Consider the following 17,388-nt stretch of genomic DNA (forward strand, 5'->3'; position numbering starts at 1 on the left):
TAACGAATAAGGTTGCCTTCGATAAGCTAAGTGAGCGCCTCATGGTAATCGGGGTAAGTGGGGATGTGAACTAGCTCATGTTGTTGATAGTCTGCTCTAAGACGCCAGCAGCGTTGGCTGCGCAACCGGGTAGAAGCAGTTGCGGCCGGGCATTATAGCAATCCCGCCGCTCTGGCTGCGGAGCACGCTATTTGCACAAGCCCATCTTACGGCTGGCTTCGCGCTGCCTGCAGCCGCAGTGTGGTTCCCGCCAGCCCTGTGCCTTTGGCTTCTACCTGTATTTCCCCAGCCTTATCCGTTGCCTGCACGATGGCCACCAACTGGCCGTGGAAAGTGTGCATTTTGGGCTGGTGAAATACCTCCAGGCTGGTAGCATCGCCGTTGCCCACGGCGCGGAAGCGGCCCGCGCCTTTTACTTTAAACTGCAGCTGATGAGTGGCATCGGGGCAGAGGTTGCCTTGGGCATCTTCGACGCGGGCCGTGATGTAAGCCAGGTCCTGGCCATCGGCGGTGAGGGTGGAGTGGTCGGCCACGAGCCTGATGTGGTGGGGCGCGCCGGCAGTGCGCACGGTTTCTTCGGCCACGGCTTTGCCCTGGGCGTCGTAGGCCACTACCTTGAGGGTGCCGGGGGCGTATTTTACGTCGTTCCACATCAGGCGGTAGCGGGTCTGGGGCTGGTCAGACGGGCCCTTGGTGTGGCGGCCCTGGCTTTGGCCATTCACGAACAGCTCGGCCGAGGGGTAGTTGGTGTAGCAGAACACGGGCGTGGTCTGGCCTTCGCGGCCGGGCCAGGTCCAGTGCGGTAGCAGGTGCAGGGTAGGCTGCGTGGGGTTCCAGCGGGCGCGGTAGAGGTAGTAGCGGTCCTTGGGCAGGCCGGCCAGGTCGAAGATGCCGAAGTAGGAGCTGTGCGAGGGCCAGTAGCCCTCGTAGGGCCAGGGCTCGCCGAGGTAGTCGAAGCCGGTCCACACGAACTCGCCCAGGGTGTAGGGCAGGTCGTCCTGCGCCGCAAATTCCTCGTCGGGCGTTTGCGACCAGTTGCTGGCTTCCAGGTCGTAAGATGACGATTGGTTGTCCGGGTAGCGCTTGTCTTTGGCCCGCTCCACCGGGAATTTATACACCCCGCGCGAGCTCACTGTCGAGGCGGTTTCGGTGCCAAGCAGCAGGCCCTGGGGCAGCTTGTTGTAGGCCTCAGGGTAGCGGTGGGGCTTGTAGTTGAAGCCGGGAATGTCGAGCAGGGCGGCGAAGCCGTTGTTCACGGCCGCATCAAACTGGTCCATGCCGGCCGTGACGGGCCTGGTGGGGTCTTCGCGGTGCACGATATCCTGTAGCCGTTTAGCAATTTTGCTGCCGCCGGGCGCCCACTGGTCGGGCACCTCGTTGCCGATGCTCCACATGATAACCGACGGATTATTACGGTAGTGCTGCACCATGTTCACAATATCCTTCTCAGCCCACTGGTCGAACAAGCGGCTGTAGCCGTTTTTCACCTTGGGCGTCTTCCACTCGTCAAACGGCTCCACCATCAGCATAAAACCCATTTCATCACACAGTTGCACCAGCTCGGGCGCGGGCATGTTGTGGGTGGTGCGGATGGCGTCGCAGCCAATTTCCTTGAGCAGCGTGAGCTGGCGGCGCAGCGCCGCCGTGTTCACGGCCGCACCTAAGGGCCCCAGGTCGTGGTGGTTGCACACACCCTTGAACTTGCGCGTCTGGCCGTTCAGCGAGAAGCCTTTGTTTTGCTCAAACGTAAAAGAGCGGACGCCGAAGCGGGTAGTGTACTCGTCCTTCAGGACTTCCCCGGCGTAAAGTTTCGAGACGGCCGTGTAGAGTGTCGGCGTTTCTGGCGACCACAGTTGGGGACTGGGTACCACCAGGTTTTGCTCGAATTCGTGGCCGTCGGTGGCCGCCAGCGGCGTGTTCAGGGTGGTGATTACCCGGCGGGAAGCGTCGCGGATTTCGGTTTGCAGGCGCAGGTTTGGGGGCAGGCTGCCGGCGCTGGCCACTTTGGTCAGCAGCTTTACTTTTGCAAAGCCGGCCGTGATTTGCGGCGTAGTCAGATAGCTGCCCCACACCGGAATATGCACGTCGTCGGTCACGATGAGATGCACGTTGCGGTAGAGCCCGGCGCCGGGATACCAGCGCGAGGCTTCGGGCAGGTTTTCGAGGCGCACGGCCAGCAGGTTGGGCCCATCGGCGCGCACAAAATCGGTGATGTCGAAGGAAAACGAGTTGTAGCCGTAGGGCCAGGTTCCCACCTGCTTGCCATTCACAAACACCTGGGCGTTGCTCATGGCGCCGTCGAAGAGCAGTACGGCCCGCTGGCCGGGCGCCAGCTTCAGCTCGGTGAGCGGCCGCCGGTACCAGCCGGTGCCAGTGAAGGGCAGCCCGCCGGTGCGGCCCGCTTTCAGCGAGGCTTCCTTTTCGTTGTTCTGCACTATCTGCACCTTTTGCAGGTCGTTGTTGCCATCAAACGGGCCATAGATGGCCCAATCGTGCGGCACGCTCACCGTTTGCCACTTAGTGTCTTTAAAGCTGGGCTGCTGCGCGGCGGACTGCTCGCCTTTGGCAAATTTCCAGTTGCTGGTCAGCAGAAATTCCTGGCGCGGCTGGGCCAGGGCAGGGGACGCCAGCAGCAGCAAAACCGCCACGGCAGCGCGCGAAATCAGACTGGTAATATAGTTCATGTGAAGAGGTTATTGCAATGAGTTGCTCGCTGAGCCGATGCTGCTCGGCACGTTTGGCAGGCGGCTGGCAGCCTATTTTCTGAACACGTTCAGAAAGCAAAGTTAGACCCGCCAGCCGGGCGTGGCTTGGTGGCCTCCTGCTTTCTTTGCGGCGATTAATGCTTCTGCAACCATAGGCCGTACCTCGCCGCTACCACGACATACGCTACCGCCGATGTGGAATCCTCTTTATTTCCCTTCTATTGCCTCACAATGAAAAAGCTCTCACGTTCAGGCGCTCTGCGCACGCTCATCTTACTTGGTGTTATCTGGAGTATGGGCATACTTTTGCCCGCTGCTGCGGCCGCGCAGGCCTTTGCCAAGGGTGCCGATGTTGGCTGGCTGCAGCAGATGGAAGCCACCGGCTACGTATTTTATAACGAGCAAGGTGTAGCCCAGGACTGCTTTCAGATTCTCAAATCGAAGGGTATCAATTCCATTCGGTTGCGGGTGTTCGTCAATCCGTCCGACGACAAGGCCAGCGGCCACTGCAGCCCCGCCGAGGTGGTGACGATGGCCAAACGGGCCAGTGCGCTGGGCTTCCGCATCATGATTGACTTCCACTACAGCGACACCTGGGCCGACCCCGCCAAGCAGGCCAAGCCCGCCGCCTGGGCCAGCCACCCCTTCGGGCAGCTGCTGACCGACGTGTACGACCACACTGCCAGCACCATGCGCGCCCTGCAAGCCAGTGGTGTTACCCCCGAGTGGGTGCAAATCGGCAACGAGATACCCGGCGGCATGCTCTGGCCCGATGGCAGCACCGATAATTTCGTTCAGCTCAGCCAGCTGCTCAACAAAGGCTACGATGCTGTCAAAGCCGTCAGTCCCACCTCCAAAGTCATCGTGCACCTCGACCGCGGCAACAAGGGCGAGCTGTACCGCTGGTTTTTCGACCAGCACCAGGCCAACGGCGGCCGCTACGATGTCATTGGCATGTCGTATTACCCTTATTGGCTGAAAGAGAATTACAAACTCTCCATCAAAGATTTGCAAGCTAATCTGCTGGACATGGCCAGCCGCTACGGCAAAGCCGTGATGATAACCGAAGTAGGCGGCGAAGACACCGCCGTGCAGGACACCTACGACATGCTGCTGGCCGTGCAGCAGGCCGTGCGAGCCGTGCCCAGGCACCAGGGGTTGGGCGTTTTCTATTGGGAGCCTGAGGGGGCAAAGAGTTGGAGCGGCTATGCCCTCAGCGCCTGGGGCGCCGATGGCAAGCCCACCGCCGCCCTCAATGCTTTCCGGGACCAACCCAGGGCTAAGCCGGCCCCGGCGCCTAAAAAACGCGCCAGCAAGTAGCTCTTCAGGCTTGTGGTAATCAATTAAATGGTTGCGCCAGCCGCCGGCGGGCCTGTCGTTGGCGGCTGGCGCTTAGCTGACGGAGTTCCCGCTTGGCGACCAGCTAACCAGTCATAAGCTGGAGCAAAGTAAGCGGTGCGCCGTGGCTTTAGCAACCCCAAAAGAAATCACCTTCAGGCTGATTAATTTCTTCTGAGCCCCCGCCGCCCTACTATATCAGCCGTCGCCAAAATCCGCATACCAAAGCCCGGCCGTATCTTGGCGCTATGAAAGCAAGGGGCTTGGTGCTTTGGCTATTGGTCTTGCTGACTCCAGTGTTCAGCGTGGCCGCCCCGGTAGCCGCGGGCGGCTGGCTGCCCGATGCGGTGCTGGGCAGCCTGATGCTGCGCACCCTGGTGCAAACGCCGGATGGCCTGATTTGGGTAGGTACCGATGATGGCGTTTACCGGTATGATGGCACGCAGCTGATATCTATCAATGCCTTGCGGCGCACGGGTGGGCCGCTGCCTACCGTGCCCTGCAACAACCTGTTGCCCTTGCCCGATGGCCAGCTCTGGCTGGGCACCGATGCAGGTCTGTACTGTTTTGGTACCGATGGGCAGCTGCGCCCGCTGCCGCTGCCCGTTCCAAACAACAGCAGTCGCAGCATTGGGGCCTTGGCCTTAAGTCCCGACAGCCGCCGGGTGTGGGTGGAACAGGACCACGTGGGGCTGCGGGCCTACACCCTGGCTGGCCAGCCGGCCGGGCAATTGCTGCCCTTGCAACAGTCGAGCAATAACGTCTGGCCCGCCCCCGATGGCAGCTTGTGGGCCGTCACGGCCCAGGATGTGCGCCGGTTTAGCGCCACTGGCCAGTTGGTAGGCTTGTGGCTCCAGCGCGGGCGCACCAACCTGCAACCGGTGTACGACCCCGTGGGACGGCCCTGGCTGCTGAGCACCAGCGCCGCCTACCGGGCCGGGCCGCAGGGGCAACTGATTGAAGGCAGCCGCTGGGGCAGTGCGGCGCAGGAAGAATCGCCCGAGGTGCTGCGCCGGCCCGATGGCCCCACCGTGCTGGCCCGCGAGCAGGTGCAGCAGCTGGAATGGACCACCGGCCCCGACCCACGTCCGCGCCTGCGCTTTGCCCTGCCGCTGCCGCCCTGGCCCACCGCCGGCTGGAGCGGCCACCTGCGGGCCGACCGCGCCGGGCACTGGTGGGTGTTCGATACCGGCACGCGCGGCTGTTGGCACCGCGAGGCTACTCCGGCTTTCATCCAGGCCCTGCCGGGGCCGGGCGGCAAGCCGTACAGCGTGCGCTCCTCCGTGCGCCTGCCCGATGGCCGGCTGCTGGTGAGTAGCTATGTATCGGGACTGCTGACGCAGGCGCGGGATTCGCCGCTGGCGCCCCTGCGGCGCTGGAATAATGCCACTCTGCCAGATGGTAACGCGCCGATTCTGATGGGCATTGTGCCCGCGCCACTGGGGCCGGAGGGCGACTGGCTGGCGGTGGGTGCCTACCCGTTTTTGCGCTTTAACCCCGTTACCGGCCGCATTCGTGAAATGATAGCGGCCGACCAGACGCAGGCGTCTGTGGGCATTCTGTGCCTAGTGCGGGATGCCACTACCGGGCGGATATGGGCCGGCACGCGCATCGGCCTCTACTGGTACGACCCTGCAATTCAGACCTTCCGTCCTTTTAAAGTGCCGGGGCTTGGTTCGCCGATGGCCGGGCGCACCGTGGAGGCGGTGTGCCCCGATGGCCGCGGCCAGCTGTGGCTGGCAACGCCCGAAGGCGTCGAGCACCTGAACGTTGCCACCGGCCAGCGCACCAGCTACGGCCCCACGGCGCCCGATTCCCGTCGCGTGGCTGTGGATGGCGCCCGCTGCCTCTACCTGGCGCCCGACGGCCGGCTCTGGGTGGGCACCCGTGCCCACGGCCTGGCCCTGATACTGCCTACCGGCGCTGCCCGCCTAGCCCTGACGCCGGGCCAGGGCCTGCCCAACCCCTCGGTGGCTACCATCACGCCCAGCCCCGATGGAGCCTTGTGGCTAGGTACCTACCAAGGCTTGGTGCGCTACCTGCCAAGTAGTGGGCAATTGGCGGTATTTACTACGGCCCACGGCTTGGCCTCCGACGAGTGCAACGCCTGCGCCGCCTACGTGGACCCGCAGGATGGCTCGCTGCTGATTGGCGGCGTGGCGGGTTTGCAGCGCATCTACCCCGACCAGATGCCGGGGCGCACGGCCGCGCCGCCGCAGTTACTGCTCACCAGCTACACGGCTCTCAGTGCTTCGGCCGAGGCCAGCCGCACGCACTACTTGCTGCCGCACGACCAGCTGCCCGCGCTGCAGCTGGCCCCCAACATGCCGCTGGTCGATTTGCACCTGGCCCTGAGCAACGTGCTCGACCCCACCCGCGCCCGCTATGCCTACCGCGTGCGCGGCTGGCTGGCCGACCGCTGGCTGGGTCTCGGCACCACGCCGCAGCTGCGTTTGCAGGGCCTGCCGCCGGGCAGCTACACCGTCGAAATCAGGGGTGAAACCAGCCAGGGCGTGCCCACCACCAACGTGCTGCGCCTGCCCCTGACCGTGACGGCCGAGTGGTGGAACCGTCCGCTGACCTGGGTGCTGGCCGCCGTGCTGGCCGTGCTGGGCGTGTATTGGTGGCAGCGCGGCCGCCTGCGCCAACTGCAGCGCGAAAACGAGCTGCGCGCCCGCCTGGCCGCTAACCTGCACGACGAAGTGGGCTCGCTGCTGACCCGCGTGACCATGCAGGCCGAGCTGCTGCGCGAGTTTCAGCAGGGCCCGGCGCCGCGGCTGGCCACGCTGGTGGAAGACAGCCGCGCTGCCGCCAGCACCGTGCGCGACATCATCTGGAGCGTCGATGCCGATGCCGACAACCTCGCCGCGCTGGTCGACCGCATCCGCGACCACCTCGACGCGACGAGCCGCGCGACCGGCCGCGTGCTCTTATTCGATGACCGGGATTTGCCAACCCTGCTCGACCTGCCACTGCCACCCGTGGTGCGCCAGCATACCTATTTGATTTTTAAGGAAGCCCTCACGAACGCCCTCAAGTATTCGCGGCCGGGCAGCGATATCGAGGTGGCGTTGCGCTACGCCAACGAGCTGGAGCTGAGCGTGACCAACGAAGGCGAAGCCACCGTCAATTCGCGGGCCGGGCAGGGCATGCGCAACATGCGCCACCGCGCCCAATTGATGCGCGCCGAGCTCACGGCCGGGCCGGTGTCGGATGGCTGGCAGGTGCAGCTGCGGGTGCCGGCTTAATTGAGTTAACTCCAGCTACAAATCCCCTTTCGCTGCCCGGCTTAGCAGCTCACTGCGCGAGCGCACCTGCAGCTTCTCATACAGGCGTTTTACATAAGTATGCACCGTGTCGGGCGAAAGGCCGAGCTCGGCGGCGACCTGCTTTTCGCTCAGGCCATCCATCAGATGCTTAAGGACTTCCTGCTCGCGCTCAGAAAGCAGCTTGGGCTGCTGGCTGGGGGCGGGCTGAAAATGGTTCAGGGCTTTGCGGGCCACGGAGGGCGAGAGGGCGGCCCCGCCGTTCAGCACGTCGAGAATGGCCTGTTTGTATTGTGGCAGGCTGGTGGCGTTTTTGATGATATAACCCGTGGCGCCGGCCCGCAAGGCCTGGAAGATGCGCGTCGGGTCATCGTGCATCGTTTGCAGGATGATGTCGGTGTTGGGCAGACGCTTTTTGAGCTCTGGCAGGGCCTCAATGCCGGTCTGGCCGGGCAAGCTCACATCGAGCAGAATGACGCGCGGGGCTATACTCAGTTCCAGCTCCTGCCACAGCGCCTCGACGGAATCGACTACAATAGGGCAGTTAAACTCGGGCTGGTAACACAAATATTCCTGGAGCAAACCCCGCACGCGGGCATCATCTTCGACAATGGCCAGCGCAATAGGGTATGCCGTGACGGGGGGAGACGTGGGCATGGGGGAAGGGGGGATGGGGGAATGTACTGCAAAGGTGCGGCCCCCGCCCCGCGCAGACTAGCGCTGGCTGTACCCTAAACAGGGTACAAGCCCCGGCGGCTACTCAAATTTCAGCAAGCGGTTAAAAAACGGCAACATTTTTTGATACATGCGGCCGTTCGGACCCATCATGCCGCTGCCGTGGGTGCCCTCGTAGCCCTCGGCCGAATGCGTGATACCGTAGGCCGAAAGCTCGGTATCGAGCATGCGGCAGGTGACGGGAATGTGCTTGAATTCGTCCTGCTCGCCCCAGTCGAAGGCCAGGCCTTTAGCTGGCGCAGGGCCGCCAGATGCTGCGGCACCAGCGCGTAGGGCGACGAGGCCGCCCACTGCGTCAGCACGGCGTCGCGGTTGGTCAGGCTGTCGGCCCCGAACGACAGAGGCGGCCGCGCCCCAAACGCGCCCTTGCCCGGCGTAGGCGTATAGGCCCGCGCCATCTCAATATGAGAGACGACGACACGGCCGGCGGCCGGCGTGGTCTGAGCACGGCAAATGCCTGTTGAGAAAGCTAGTATGAATAGGCTGCGCCAGATTGAGGTACAAAAAAGTTTTACAAGGTACATAAGTGGGGATTTGGGATTGGGCACCAACACGGCGGCCCGACGGGTATGTAGCAGATACTACACCCGTCGGGCCGCTTACCCTCATTTGAGGTGCACCAAAAACGCCGGTTTAGTCCTGGTTTTGCTTCTTCACCATCGTCAGAATCGTCGCCACAGCTACCGTTTCGCTGGTTTGGTCGGTGATGGTCACCAGCCAGCGCACGATGCCCTTGGCCACGTCGGTTTCGTCGCGCTTCTCCTGGCCGATTTTTTCCTTCACCGTCAGCGTCACGCCGATGGTGGTGCCGGGGTACACCGGCTTGGTAAAGCGGCACTCGTCGAGCCCGTAGTTCAGCAGCACCGGCCCCTTGCGCGGGTCCACGAACATGCCGGCCGCCTTGCTCAGGATGTAGTAGCCGTGCGCCACGCGCCCCGTAAACAGCGTGCCCTCCAGCGAAGTAGCATCGACGTGGGCGTAGAAATTATCGCCCGATACCTGCGCGAAGCTGGCAATGTCGGCCTCCGTCACGGTGTGCTTGTGCGTCACGTAGCTTTCGCCGATTTCCAGCTCCTCAAAGTAGCGCTGGAAGGGGTGCTTATCGTGCTCAATAATCTTCGCGCCGGTCTGGTACACCTCCGTAATGGCCGTAATCATGCTCGGCGAACCCTGCAGCGCGACGCGCTGCATAAAATGCTCCACGCCGCGAATGCCGCCCATTTCCTGCCCGCCGCCGGCGCGGCCCGGTCCGCCGTGGATGAGCTGCGGCAGCGGCGAGCCGTGCCCCGTGCTTTCCTTGGCCATCTCACCATTCAGTACCAGAATGCGGCCGTGGTGCGTGGCCGCGCCCAGCACGAACTCCTGCGCCGCGCGGGCATCGTTGGTGGCGATGCTGCTCACCAGCGAACCCTTGCCGAGGTTGGCAAGCGCTACGGCTTCCTGCACGTCGTGGTAGGGCATCAGCGTCACCACCGGTCCGAAGGCTTCCACCTCGTGGCTGGCGGTGTACTCAAACGGCTTGTCGTTGCGCAGCACGATGGGCGAAATGAAGGCACCCTTGCCGTAGCTGGCCCCGCGCTCGCTGCCCAGCACCGCAAACTCGTCGAGGCTGCCGTAGACGATGGGCGTATGCTGTGCCAGCTGCCGCACTTTGTCGCGCAGCAGCTCGGCCTGGGCGCGGCCGGCCAGCGCGCCCATCCGCACGCCCTCGGCCTGCGGGTGGCCAACGGTGGTTTGGCCCAGGGCTTTGCCCAGCGCAATCTGCACGTCTTCGAGCAGCTCGGCGGGCACGATGGCGCGGCGGATGGCGGTGCATTTCTGCCCGCATTTGGCCGTCATCTCCTTGCGTACCTCCTTGATGAAGAGGTCGAATTCCGGCGTGCCGGGCCGGGCATCCAGCCCCAGTACGGCTGCGTTCAGCGAGTCGGCCTCCAGGTTGAAGGGCACGGCCTCGGCAATCAGGCGCGGGTGGGCCCGCAGCCGCGCCCCGGTGGCGGCCGAGCCGGTGAAGGTCACCACATCCTTGTAATTCACGTGGTCGAGAATGCCCTGGCCTGAGCCAATAACCAGCTGCAAGGCGCCTTCCGGCAAAATGCCGGAGGCAATGATTTCGCGCACCACCGCCTCGGTGAGGTAGGCCGAGGGCACGGCGGGCTTCACCACGGCGGGCATCCCGGCCAGCAGATTCACCGCAATTTTCTCCAACATGCCCCAGATGGGGAAGTTATAAGCATTGATGTGCACGGCCACGCCCTCCTTGGGCACCAGCAGGTGCTGGGCCATGAAGGTGCCGCCCTTGCTCAAACCCACCGGCTCGCCCTCCACGTAAAACGGTTTGTCGGGAAACTTGCGCCGTAGCGAGGCGTTGGCAAACAGATTCCCAATCCCGCCCTCGATGTCAATCCACGAATCGGCCCGCGTGGCGCCGCTCCGGTAGCTCAGCTCGTAGAAATTCTCCTTCTTTTCCTGCAGGTGAAAGGCAAGCGCCTTCAGCATCCGGCCCCGCTCGTGGAAGGTCATCCGGCGCAGCGCCGGGTTGCCCACGCGGCGGCCGTAGTCGAGAATGCTGGCGAAGTCGAAGCCTTCGGTGTTGGTGAGGGCAATGACGTCGCCGGTGCTGGCGTCGAGGAGCTCCTGGGGGGCGCTGCCGTCGTGGTTCCAGCGGCCGAGGGTGTAGTTTTCGAGGGTGGGAGTCATGGCAATAAATTAAGAAAAAAGAACGTCATGCTGACGAAGGAAGCATCCTTTCACACCGAAACGAGGCAGTAAACCTGTGTATGCGTGAGAGGATGCTTCCTTCGTCAGTATGACAGACGGGAAATTAAACTCGCTCAATAATCACTGCGTAGCCCTGCCCCACGCCGATGCACATTGTCACCAGCGCGTAGCGTTTCTGCTGCTTTTGCAGCTCAATAGCAGACGAGTTCAGAATACGGGCCCCGCTCATGCCCAGCGGATGACCCAGCGCAATGGCCCCGCCGTTTGGGTTAATGCGCGGGTCGTCATCGGCCAGTCCGAAGGCCCGGATGCAGGCCAGCGACTGCGCCGCAAACGCCTCATTCAACTCGATGATATCGATGTCATTCAGCGTCAGCCCGGCCTTTTTCAAGGCAATTTGCGTAGCCGGTACCGGCCCGATGCCCATGATGCGCGGCTCGACGCCCGCTACGCCCATGCTTACGATGCGGGCTTTCGGGGTGAGGTTATGCTGCTTGATACCTTCTTCCGAAGCTAGTAGCAGAGCCGCCGCGCCGTCGTTGAGGCCCGAGGCATTGCCGGCCGTCACAGTGCCGGTTTTGCGGAAGGCGGGGCGGAGTTTGCCCAGGCCTTCCAGCGTCGTGTCGGGCTTCAGAAACTCGTCTTTATCAAACAGCAGCGGCTCGCCCTTGCGCTGCGGAATGGGCACGGCCACAATCTCCTCGGCCAGCCGGCCGCTACGCTGGGCAGCGGCGGCTTTCTGCTGCGAGCGCAGGGCAAACGCATCCTGGTCATCGCGGCTGATGCCGTCACGGTCCACCAGGTTTTCGGCGGTTTCGCCCATGGCATCGGTGCCGTAGGCTTCCTGCATCCGGGGGTTGATGAAGCGCCAGCCGAAGCTGGAGTCGGCCATCTGCGAGTCGGTGCCGAAAGCCTTGGAAGGCTTGGACATGACGAATGGAGCACGGGTCATATTCTCCACGCCGCCGGCCACGAACAGGTCGCCGTCGCCGCTACGGATGGCGCGAGCCGCCGCAATACCGGCCGATAAGCCCGAGGCGCAGAGGCGGTTGAGGGTTTCGCCAGGTACGGCGGTGGGCAGGCCGGCCAGCAGCGCGGCCATGCGGGCCACGTTGCGGTTGTCTTCGCCGGCCTGGTTGGCGCAGCCGAGGATAACGTCGGCAATGACGGCCGGGTCAACACCAGCGTTGCGGGCCAGCAGCTCGCGGATGGCCAGCGCGGCCAGGTCGTCGGGGCGCACGGCGGCCAGTGTGCCGCCAAAGTTGCCGATGGGCGTGCGAATGCCGTCGATGATATAGGCTTGGGTCATTTGCTTTTGGTTAAAGGAACGTCTAAAAAAGAACGTCATCCTGAGCGCAGCGAAAGGACCTCGCCCGCGCCGGTCGTAATAGTAAATGATTACTACCACAGAGAAGCGGGCGAGGTCCTTTCGCTGCGCTCAGGATGACGTTCTGATTTATCGTCCGGCTATAAAATCTCATTGCTGGTGCGGTAGGCCGTGCCCTTAAACAAGGCCAGCACCGCCCCATTCTGGTTGACGGCGCGCACCTGATACACGCCGATTTTGTGCTTCAAACTCTCTTCCCGGGCCTCCACCGTAATCACGTCGCCCGCCCGGCCAGCTTCCAGGTAGTCAATGGTTACGGTCAGGCCCACGCTCTGGCGTCCGTGGCTGTTGCAGGCGAAGGCAAACGCCGAGTCGGCCGCCGAAAACGTGACCCCGCCGTGCAACGCCCCGAAGCCGTTGAGCATGTCGGGCCGGGCAGTGAAGTGCAAACGGCAATAGCCCGGCCCCACTTCGTCGATTTGCAGCCCCAGCCAGCGGCTAAAGCTGTCGCTTTCGAGCATCAGCGCCTTCACGGCTTCGGTGGGGTGGTTTTCGGGCAATGAATTCATTTACTCAGGAATAGCTCGCCGTTGCGCACCACGCGGCGCAGCAGGGCGGCAGCGCGGTAGCGGTCCTCGTGGTACTCGTTGTACAAGTCATCGAGCGTCGCTAGCACAGTGGCCGGGCCCAGCTCATCAGCCCAGGCCAGCAGGCCCTTCGGGTAGTTCACACCTTTAGTCATTGCCAGTTCCAAATCAGTCGCCGAGGCTACGTTCAGCGCCAGCGCATCCACGGCTTCGTTGATGAGCATGACCAGGATGCGCTGCAGAATGGCGCGACCCAGCGCTTCGTCGCGGTTCGGCTCGGGCATGGCTGCGCCTTCGGTGTAGTCGTAGAAACCCCGGCCGGTTTTGCGGCCGAAATAACCAGCTTCAAACAGGCGTTTTTGGGTGAACGAAGGCTTGAAGCGTGGGTCGAAGAAAAAGGCCGTGAAGACGGATTCCGTCACCCGGTAATTCACGTCGTGCCCGATGAAGTCCATGAGCGCGAAGGGCCCCATGCGGAAACCGCCCAGCTCGGTCAGGGCCCAGTCGATGGTCGCTACGTCGGCCACGCCTTCCTCCAGCAGCCGGATGGCCTCGCCGTAGAACGGCCGCGCCACGCGGTTGACGATGAAGCCAGGCGTGTCCTTGGCCAGCACCGGGCGCTTGCCCCAGCTGGCCACCATATCGCGCACTTCTTCGGCCAGCCCGGCCCGCGTCTGCACCGCCGGAATCACTTCCACCAGCTGCATCACCGGGGCCGGGTTGAAGAAGTGAATGCCCACGAACCGCTCCGGCCGTTTGCAGGCCGCCGCAATGGAAGCCAATGATAGTGAGGAAGTATTGCTGGCCAGAATGCAGTCCGGCCCCACCACCATTTCCAGCTCCCGAAACAGCTGCTGCTTCACGGCCAAGTCCTCCACGATGGCCTCAATCACCAGGTCACAGTCGGCAAAGTCGTGAATGTCAGAAGTTGGGTGCAACAGCTTGGCGGTAGCCGCCGCTGCTTCCGCACTCAGCTTGCCTTTCTCCACCAGCTTATCCAGACTTTTCTGAATGCCGGCCACTGCCTTTTGCAGCGTACCCATGTGCTGGTCGAGCAGGCGCACCGTATGGCCCGCCTGCGCCACTACCTGGGCAATGCCCGCGCCCATAGCGCCGCTGCCGATAATGCCGATTGTCATTTAGTTACCGGTAAAAGTAGGTTGACGTTTTTCCAGGAAGGCGGCTACGCCCTCGCGGTAATCGGTGGTCTGGCCGGCGCGGAGCTGGTAGTCGCCTTTGGCGCGTAGCTGCTGCGTCAGGTCGTTGCCGAAGGTTTTGTTTAACAATTGCTTGGTATAGGCCAAGCCTTTGGTGGGCATGCCGGCCAGCTTGCGCAGCAGCGTCGCTACTTCCTGCTCGAAAACGTCATCGGCGAAGGTTTTGTAAATCATGCCCATCTGTACAGCCTCAGCGGCGCTTACTTTGTCGCCGGTCATCATCAGAGCGCTGGCGCGTTGCATCCCTACCAAGCGGGGCAGAAAGTAGGTGCCGCCGCTGTCGGGAATCAGCCCAATCTTGCTGAAAGCCTGAATGAACGAAGCCGACTCCCTGGCTACCACGATGTCGCAGGCCAGGGCAATGTTGGCGCCCGCGCCGGCGGCCACGCCGTTCACGGCCGCTACTACCGGCTTATCCAATTCGCGGATAAGGCTGATAATAGGGTTGTAGTGCAGCTCGACAATTTCGGCTACCTCCGGCGCATCCGGCCCGGTGATTTCGGCTAAATCCTGCCCCGCGCAGAAGGCCCGGCCAGTGCCGGTGATGCACACGGCGCGCACGGCGGCATCGGCCTGGCAGTCGCGCAAATGCTGCTGGAATGCTAATGCCAGCGGCTTATTCACGCTGTTGAAAACGCCGGGACGGTTGAGTGTCAGCGTGGCCACGCCATCAGCGAGGGAGAAGAGAAGAGGAGAAGAGGTGTCGGACATAGATTGTAGAGACGCAATATTTTGCGTCTCGGCATTAGGGTTACGTTCTGGCGGGAGACGCAAAATATTGCGTCTCTATATCATTCACTATCAGGCGTGGCATTTAAAATAATCAAACGGCTCCAGGCAGTCATCGCACTGATAATGCGCCTTGCAAGCTGTCGAGCCAAACTGGCTGACCAAGTGCGTGTGCTCCGACTTACAAATCGGGCAGCGCACGGCCGTATCCTTGCCAAACAGATTGAGCATGTGCCCGGTAGCCGTGCCATCCACCGGCGGCGCAATGCCGTAGGCTTCCAGCTTCTCGCGGCCCGCCTGGCTCATCCAGTCGGTCGTCCAGGCCGGGCTGAGCTGGTTTTTGATAGTCAGCTTGGTATAGCCTTCGGCCAGCAACCGCAGCCGGATGTCGGTGGCAATGGTGTTCATGGCCGGGCAGCCCGAGTAAGTCGGCGTAATGGTGACGGTAATCTGCTCACCGTCTACCGCTACGCCGCGCACAATGCCCAGGTCCAGAATGCTGAGCACCGGCACTTCCGGGTCGCTCACTTCCTCCAGCAGCTGCCAGATGCGCGCTTCCGTCGGGGCGGCCGTGGCTACCATGTCATGCCCGGGTAAGTGCGCTGCATGTACTGCAGTTCCGATAGCAGATACCCCAGATGCTCGGAGTGGCGGCCAATTTTACCGCCCTGCTGGGCAAATACGGCCGTCGGCTCCGGCACCGTGGCCTCGGCCAGCACCTGCGCCGCGTAGGCCTGCATGGCGGGTAGCAGCGTCGCGTAGTCCGGCACCACGCCGATTTCCTGCAAAGCCGTTTCGGCGGGCGCGGGGGTGGTTAGCTCACCGGCAAAACGCCAGAGCGCGGCAATAGCCTTGTCCAGCCGCTGCCAGCTTTCGGCCGTGCCGTCGCCCAGGCGAATTATCCACTCCGAGCTCCATTTCAGGTGATAAGCAGCTTCTTTGAAAGACTTCTCGGCAATGCCAGCCAAATGGGTATCGGGCCCATCTTTCAGGGCTTTCAGCAAGTGGTAGTGGTAGTTGTCGAACAGAAACTGCCGCACCACGGTGTGGGCAAAGTCGCCGTTGGGCTGCTCCACCAGCAGCGGATTGCGGTATTCCACCGCGCTGCGCAGGTAAGCTAGGTCGTCCTCCGTACGGCCTTTGCCTTCCAGCTCTGCGGCGTACTGGTAGTAGCTGCGCGCCTCGCCCAGCAGGTCGAGCGCGATGTTGGCCATGGCCAAGTCCTGCTCCAGAATCGGCCCGTGCCCGCACCACTCACTCAGCCGGTGGGCCAGAATGAGGCTGGTATCCGCCAGCTGCAACACAAAGGGAAACAGCAGCGACGGCTCCGTAGCCGAGGTCGCGGTGGCGTTAGTGAAATCCTGCGTCAGCATAGCCAGTTACATGTGTTTAATGGAGTCCGGCACCTCGTAGAACGTGGGGTGGCGGTACACTTTGTCCGCCGCCGGGTCGAAGAAAGCTTCCGCGTCGTCGGGGTTCGAGGCGTGGATGTGCTTCGACTCGACCACCCAGATACTCACGCCTTCGAGGCGGCGGGTGTACACGTCGCGGGCGTTTTGCACGGCCATGGCCGCATCGGCGGCGTGCAGGCTGCCCACGTGCTTGTGGTCAAGCCCTTGTTTGCTGCGGATAAAGACCTCCCACAGAGGCCATTCTTGTTGGGTCATGTTATCGGGTCAACCTCACCCCCCGGCCCCTCTCCAAAAGAGAGGGGAGCCACGGCGGCACGGTCAACTTTTATTTAGAAAAATGTCGTCGGGCTCCCCCTCTCCGCAGGAGAGGGGGCTGGGGGGTGAGGTTACGCGGCAACGGCTTCTTTCGCAGCACGCTTGGCCGCGTGGGCCAGCGCCGCCTCGCGCACCCAGGCGCCTTCGTCGTGCGCCGATACCCGCGCCTGCAGCCGCTCGTGGTTGCAGAGGCCATTGCCCTTCACCACGGCCCAGAACTCGTCCCAGTTCACCTCGCCGAAGTCGTAGGCCTGGCGCTCCTCGTTCCACTTTACCTTTTCATCGGGCACGGTAAGGCCCAGGAATTCAGCCTGCGGCACCATCATGTCCACGAATTTCTGGCGCAGTTCGTCGTTAGTGAAGCGTTTGATGCGCCACTTCATGCTCTGCTCAGTGTTGGGCGAGTCGGCGTCTTTCGGGCCGAACATCATCAGCGTAGGCCACCACCAACGGTTCAAAGCCTCTTGAGCCATAGCCTTTTGCTCGGGTGCGCCTTCGCACAGCGTTTGCATGATTTCAAAGCCTTGGCGCTGGTGAAAGCTCTCTTCTTTGCACACCCGCACCATGGCCCGCGCATACGGCCCGTAGCTGGTGCGGCACAGGGGCACCTGGTTCAGGATGGCGGCGCCATCTACCAGCCAGCCCACGCAGCCCATATCGGCCCAGCTCAGCGTAGGGTAATTGAAAATGCTGCTGTACTTGGCTTTACCCGAATGCAGGTCAGCCAGCATCTGGTCACGGGTGGTGCCCAGCGTTTCGGCCGCGCTATAGAGATAGAGGCCGTGCCCGGCCTCGTCCTGCACCTTGGCCAGCAAAATGGATTTGCGCTTGAGCGAAGGCGCCCGCGTAATCCAGTTGCCCTCCGGCAGCATGCCAACCAGCTCAGAATGCGCGTGCTGCGAAATCTGACGGATGAGGGTTTTGCGGTACGCATCGGGCATCCAGTCCTTGGGCTCGATGCGGATGTCCGCGTCGATGCGGGCCTGAAACTGTTCTTCGGGACTGAGGACTTGTTCGGACGTTTCCATGACTGAATAGC

Annotated in this window: 14 protein-coding genes; 2 read left to right on the plus strand and 12 right to left on the minus strand. The window is 62.7% G+C overall.

From position 1 onward, the window contains the following. Positions 1 to 206: 206 nt before the first annotated feature. Positions 207 to 2,684 (minus strand): beta-galactosidase GalB, encoded by a 2,478-nt coding sequence (gene galB, locus Q5H93_RS09480; RefSeq protein WP_305006274.1) that lies wholly within the window; start codon positions 2,682 to 2,684, stop codon positions 207 to 209. A gap of 252 nt (positions 2,685 to 2,936) precedes the next feature. Between galB and Q5H93_RS09485 the strand changes: the two genes are divergently transcribed. After that, the gene (locus Q5H93_RS09485; protein ID WP_305006275.1) at positions 2,937 to 4,025 is read left to right on the plus strand and encodes a glycoside hydrolase family 53 protein; all 1,089 of its coding nucleotides are present in this window, start codon (positions 2,937 to 2,939) and stop codon (positions 4,023 to 4,025) included. A 266-nt stretch (positions 4,026 to 4,291) separates the two neighbouring features. Beyond that, positions 4,292 to 7,291 (plus strand): sensor histidine kinase, encoded by a 3,000-nt coding sequence (locus tag Q5H93_RS09490; RefSeq protein WP_305006276.1) that lies wholly within the window; start codon positions 4,292 to 4,294, stop codon positions 7,289 to 7,291. A gap of 15 nt (positions 7,292 to 7,306) precedes the next feature. Here the strand turns inward: Q5H93_RS09490 and Q5H93_RS09495 are convergent, their stop codons facing one another. From Q5H93_RS09495 to paaA, 11 genes are all read right to left on the minus strand, one after another. Then, the gene (locus Q5H93_RS09495) at positions 7,307 to 7,966 is read right to left on the minus strand and encodes a response regulator transcription factor (RefSeq protein ID WP_305006277.1); all 660 of its coding nucleotides are present in this window, start codon (positions 7,964 to 7,966) and stop codon (positions 7,307 to 7,309) included. 99 nt (positions 7,967 to 8,065) lie between these two features. Further along, positions 8,066 to 8,335, minus strand: coding sequence for a hypothetical protein (locus Q5H93_RS09500; RefSeq protein ID WP_305006278.1), 270 nt, complete (start codon positions 8,333 to 8,335; stop codon positions 8,066 to 8,068). Positions 8,336 to 8,677: 342 nt separating this feature from the next. Further along, positions 8,678 to 10,741 carry a phenylacetic acid degradation bifunctional protein PaaZ gene (gene paaZ / locus Q5H93_RS09505; protein ID WP_305006279.1) on the minus strand — a complete coding sequence of 688 codons (2,064 nt, stop codon included), beginning with the start codon at positions 10,739 to 10,741 and terminating at the stop codon, positions 8,678 to 8,680. A 124-nt stretch (positions 10,742 to 10,865) separates the two neighbouring features. Continuing rightward, positions 10,866 to 12,071 carry a 3-oxoadipyl-CoA thiolase gene (gene pcaF, locus Q5H93_RS09510; protein ID WP_305006280.1) on the minus strand — a complete coding sequence of 402 codons (1,206 nt, stop codon included), beginning with the start codon at positions 12,069 to 12,071 and terminating at the stop codon, positions 10,866 to 10,868. Positions 12,072 to 12,229: 158 nt separating this feature from the next. Further along, complete coding sequence (paaI, locus tag Q5H93_RS09515; RefSeq protein WP_305006281.1) at positions 12,230 to 12,658, minus strand: hydroxyphenylacetyl-CoA thioesterase PaaI; 429 nt, start codon at positions 12,656 to 12,658, stop codon at positions 12,230 to 12,232. After that, the gene (locus Q5H93_RS09520; protein WP_305006282.1) at positions 12,655 to 13,815 is read right to left on the minus strand and encodes a 3-hydroxyacyl-CoA dehydrogenase NAD-binding domain-containing protein; all 1,161 of its coding nucleotides are present in this window, start codon (positions 13,813 to 13,815) and stop codon (positions 12,655 to 12,657) included. Before Q5H93_RS09520 ends, paaI begins: the two co-directional genes overlap by 4 nt. Further along, positions 13,816 to 14,604 carry an enoyl-CoA hydratase-related protein gene (locus Q5H93_RS09525; RefSeq protein ID WP_305006283.1) on the minus strand — a complete coding sequence of 263 codons (789 nt, stop codon included), beginning with the start codon at positions 14,602 to 14,604 and terminating at the stop codon, positions 13,816 to 13,818. A gap of 90 nt (positions 14,605 to 14,694) precedes the next feature. Further along, a complete protein-coding gene (paaD, locus tag Q5H93_RS09530; protein WP_305006284.1) occupies positions 14,695 to 15,204 on the minus strand; it encodes a 1,2-phenylacetyl-CoA epoxidase subunit PaaD in 510 nt (169 codons plus the stop codon). Then, on the minus strand, positions 15,198 to 15,995 hold the full coding sequence (paaC, locus tag Q5H93_RS09535) for a 1,2-phenylacetyl-CoA epoxidase subunit PaaC (RefSeq protein ID WP_305006285.1): 798 nt from the start codon (positions 15,993 to 15,995) through the stop codon (positions 15,198 to 15,200). The genes paaD and paaC overlap by 7 nt, the downstream gene beginning before the upstream one ends. Before the next feature lie 6 nt (positions 15,996 to 16,001). Further along, on the minus strand, positions 16,002 to 16,289 hold the full coding sequence (gene paaB / locus Q5H93_RS09540; RefSeq protein WP_305006286.1) for a 1,2-phenylacetyl-CoA epoxidase subunit PaaB: 288 nt from the start codon (positions 16,287 to 16,289) through the stop codon (positions 16,002 to 16,004). A 131-nt stretch (positions 16,290 to 16,420) separates the two neighbouring features. Further along, positions 16,421 to 17,377, minus strand: a complete 957-nt coding sequence (paaA, locus tag Q5H93_RS09545) for a 1,2-phenylacetyl-CoA epoxidase subunit PaaA (protein WP_305006287.1) — start codon at positions 17,375 to 17,377, stop codon at positions 16,421 to 16,423. Positions 17,378 to 17,388 lie beyond the last annotated feature (11 nt).

This window comes from Hymenobacter aranciens (genome assembly GCF_030580865.1).
In the GTDB taxonomy this organism is placed as follows: Bacteria; Bacteroidota; Bacteroidia; order Cytophagales; family Hymenobacteraceae; genus Hymenobacter; species Hymenobacter aranciens.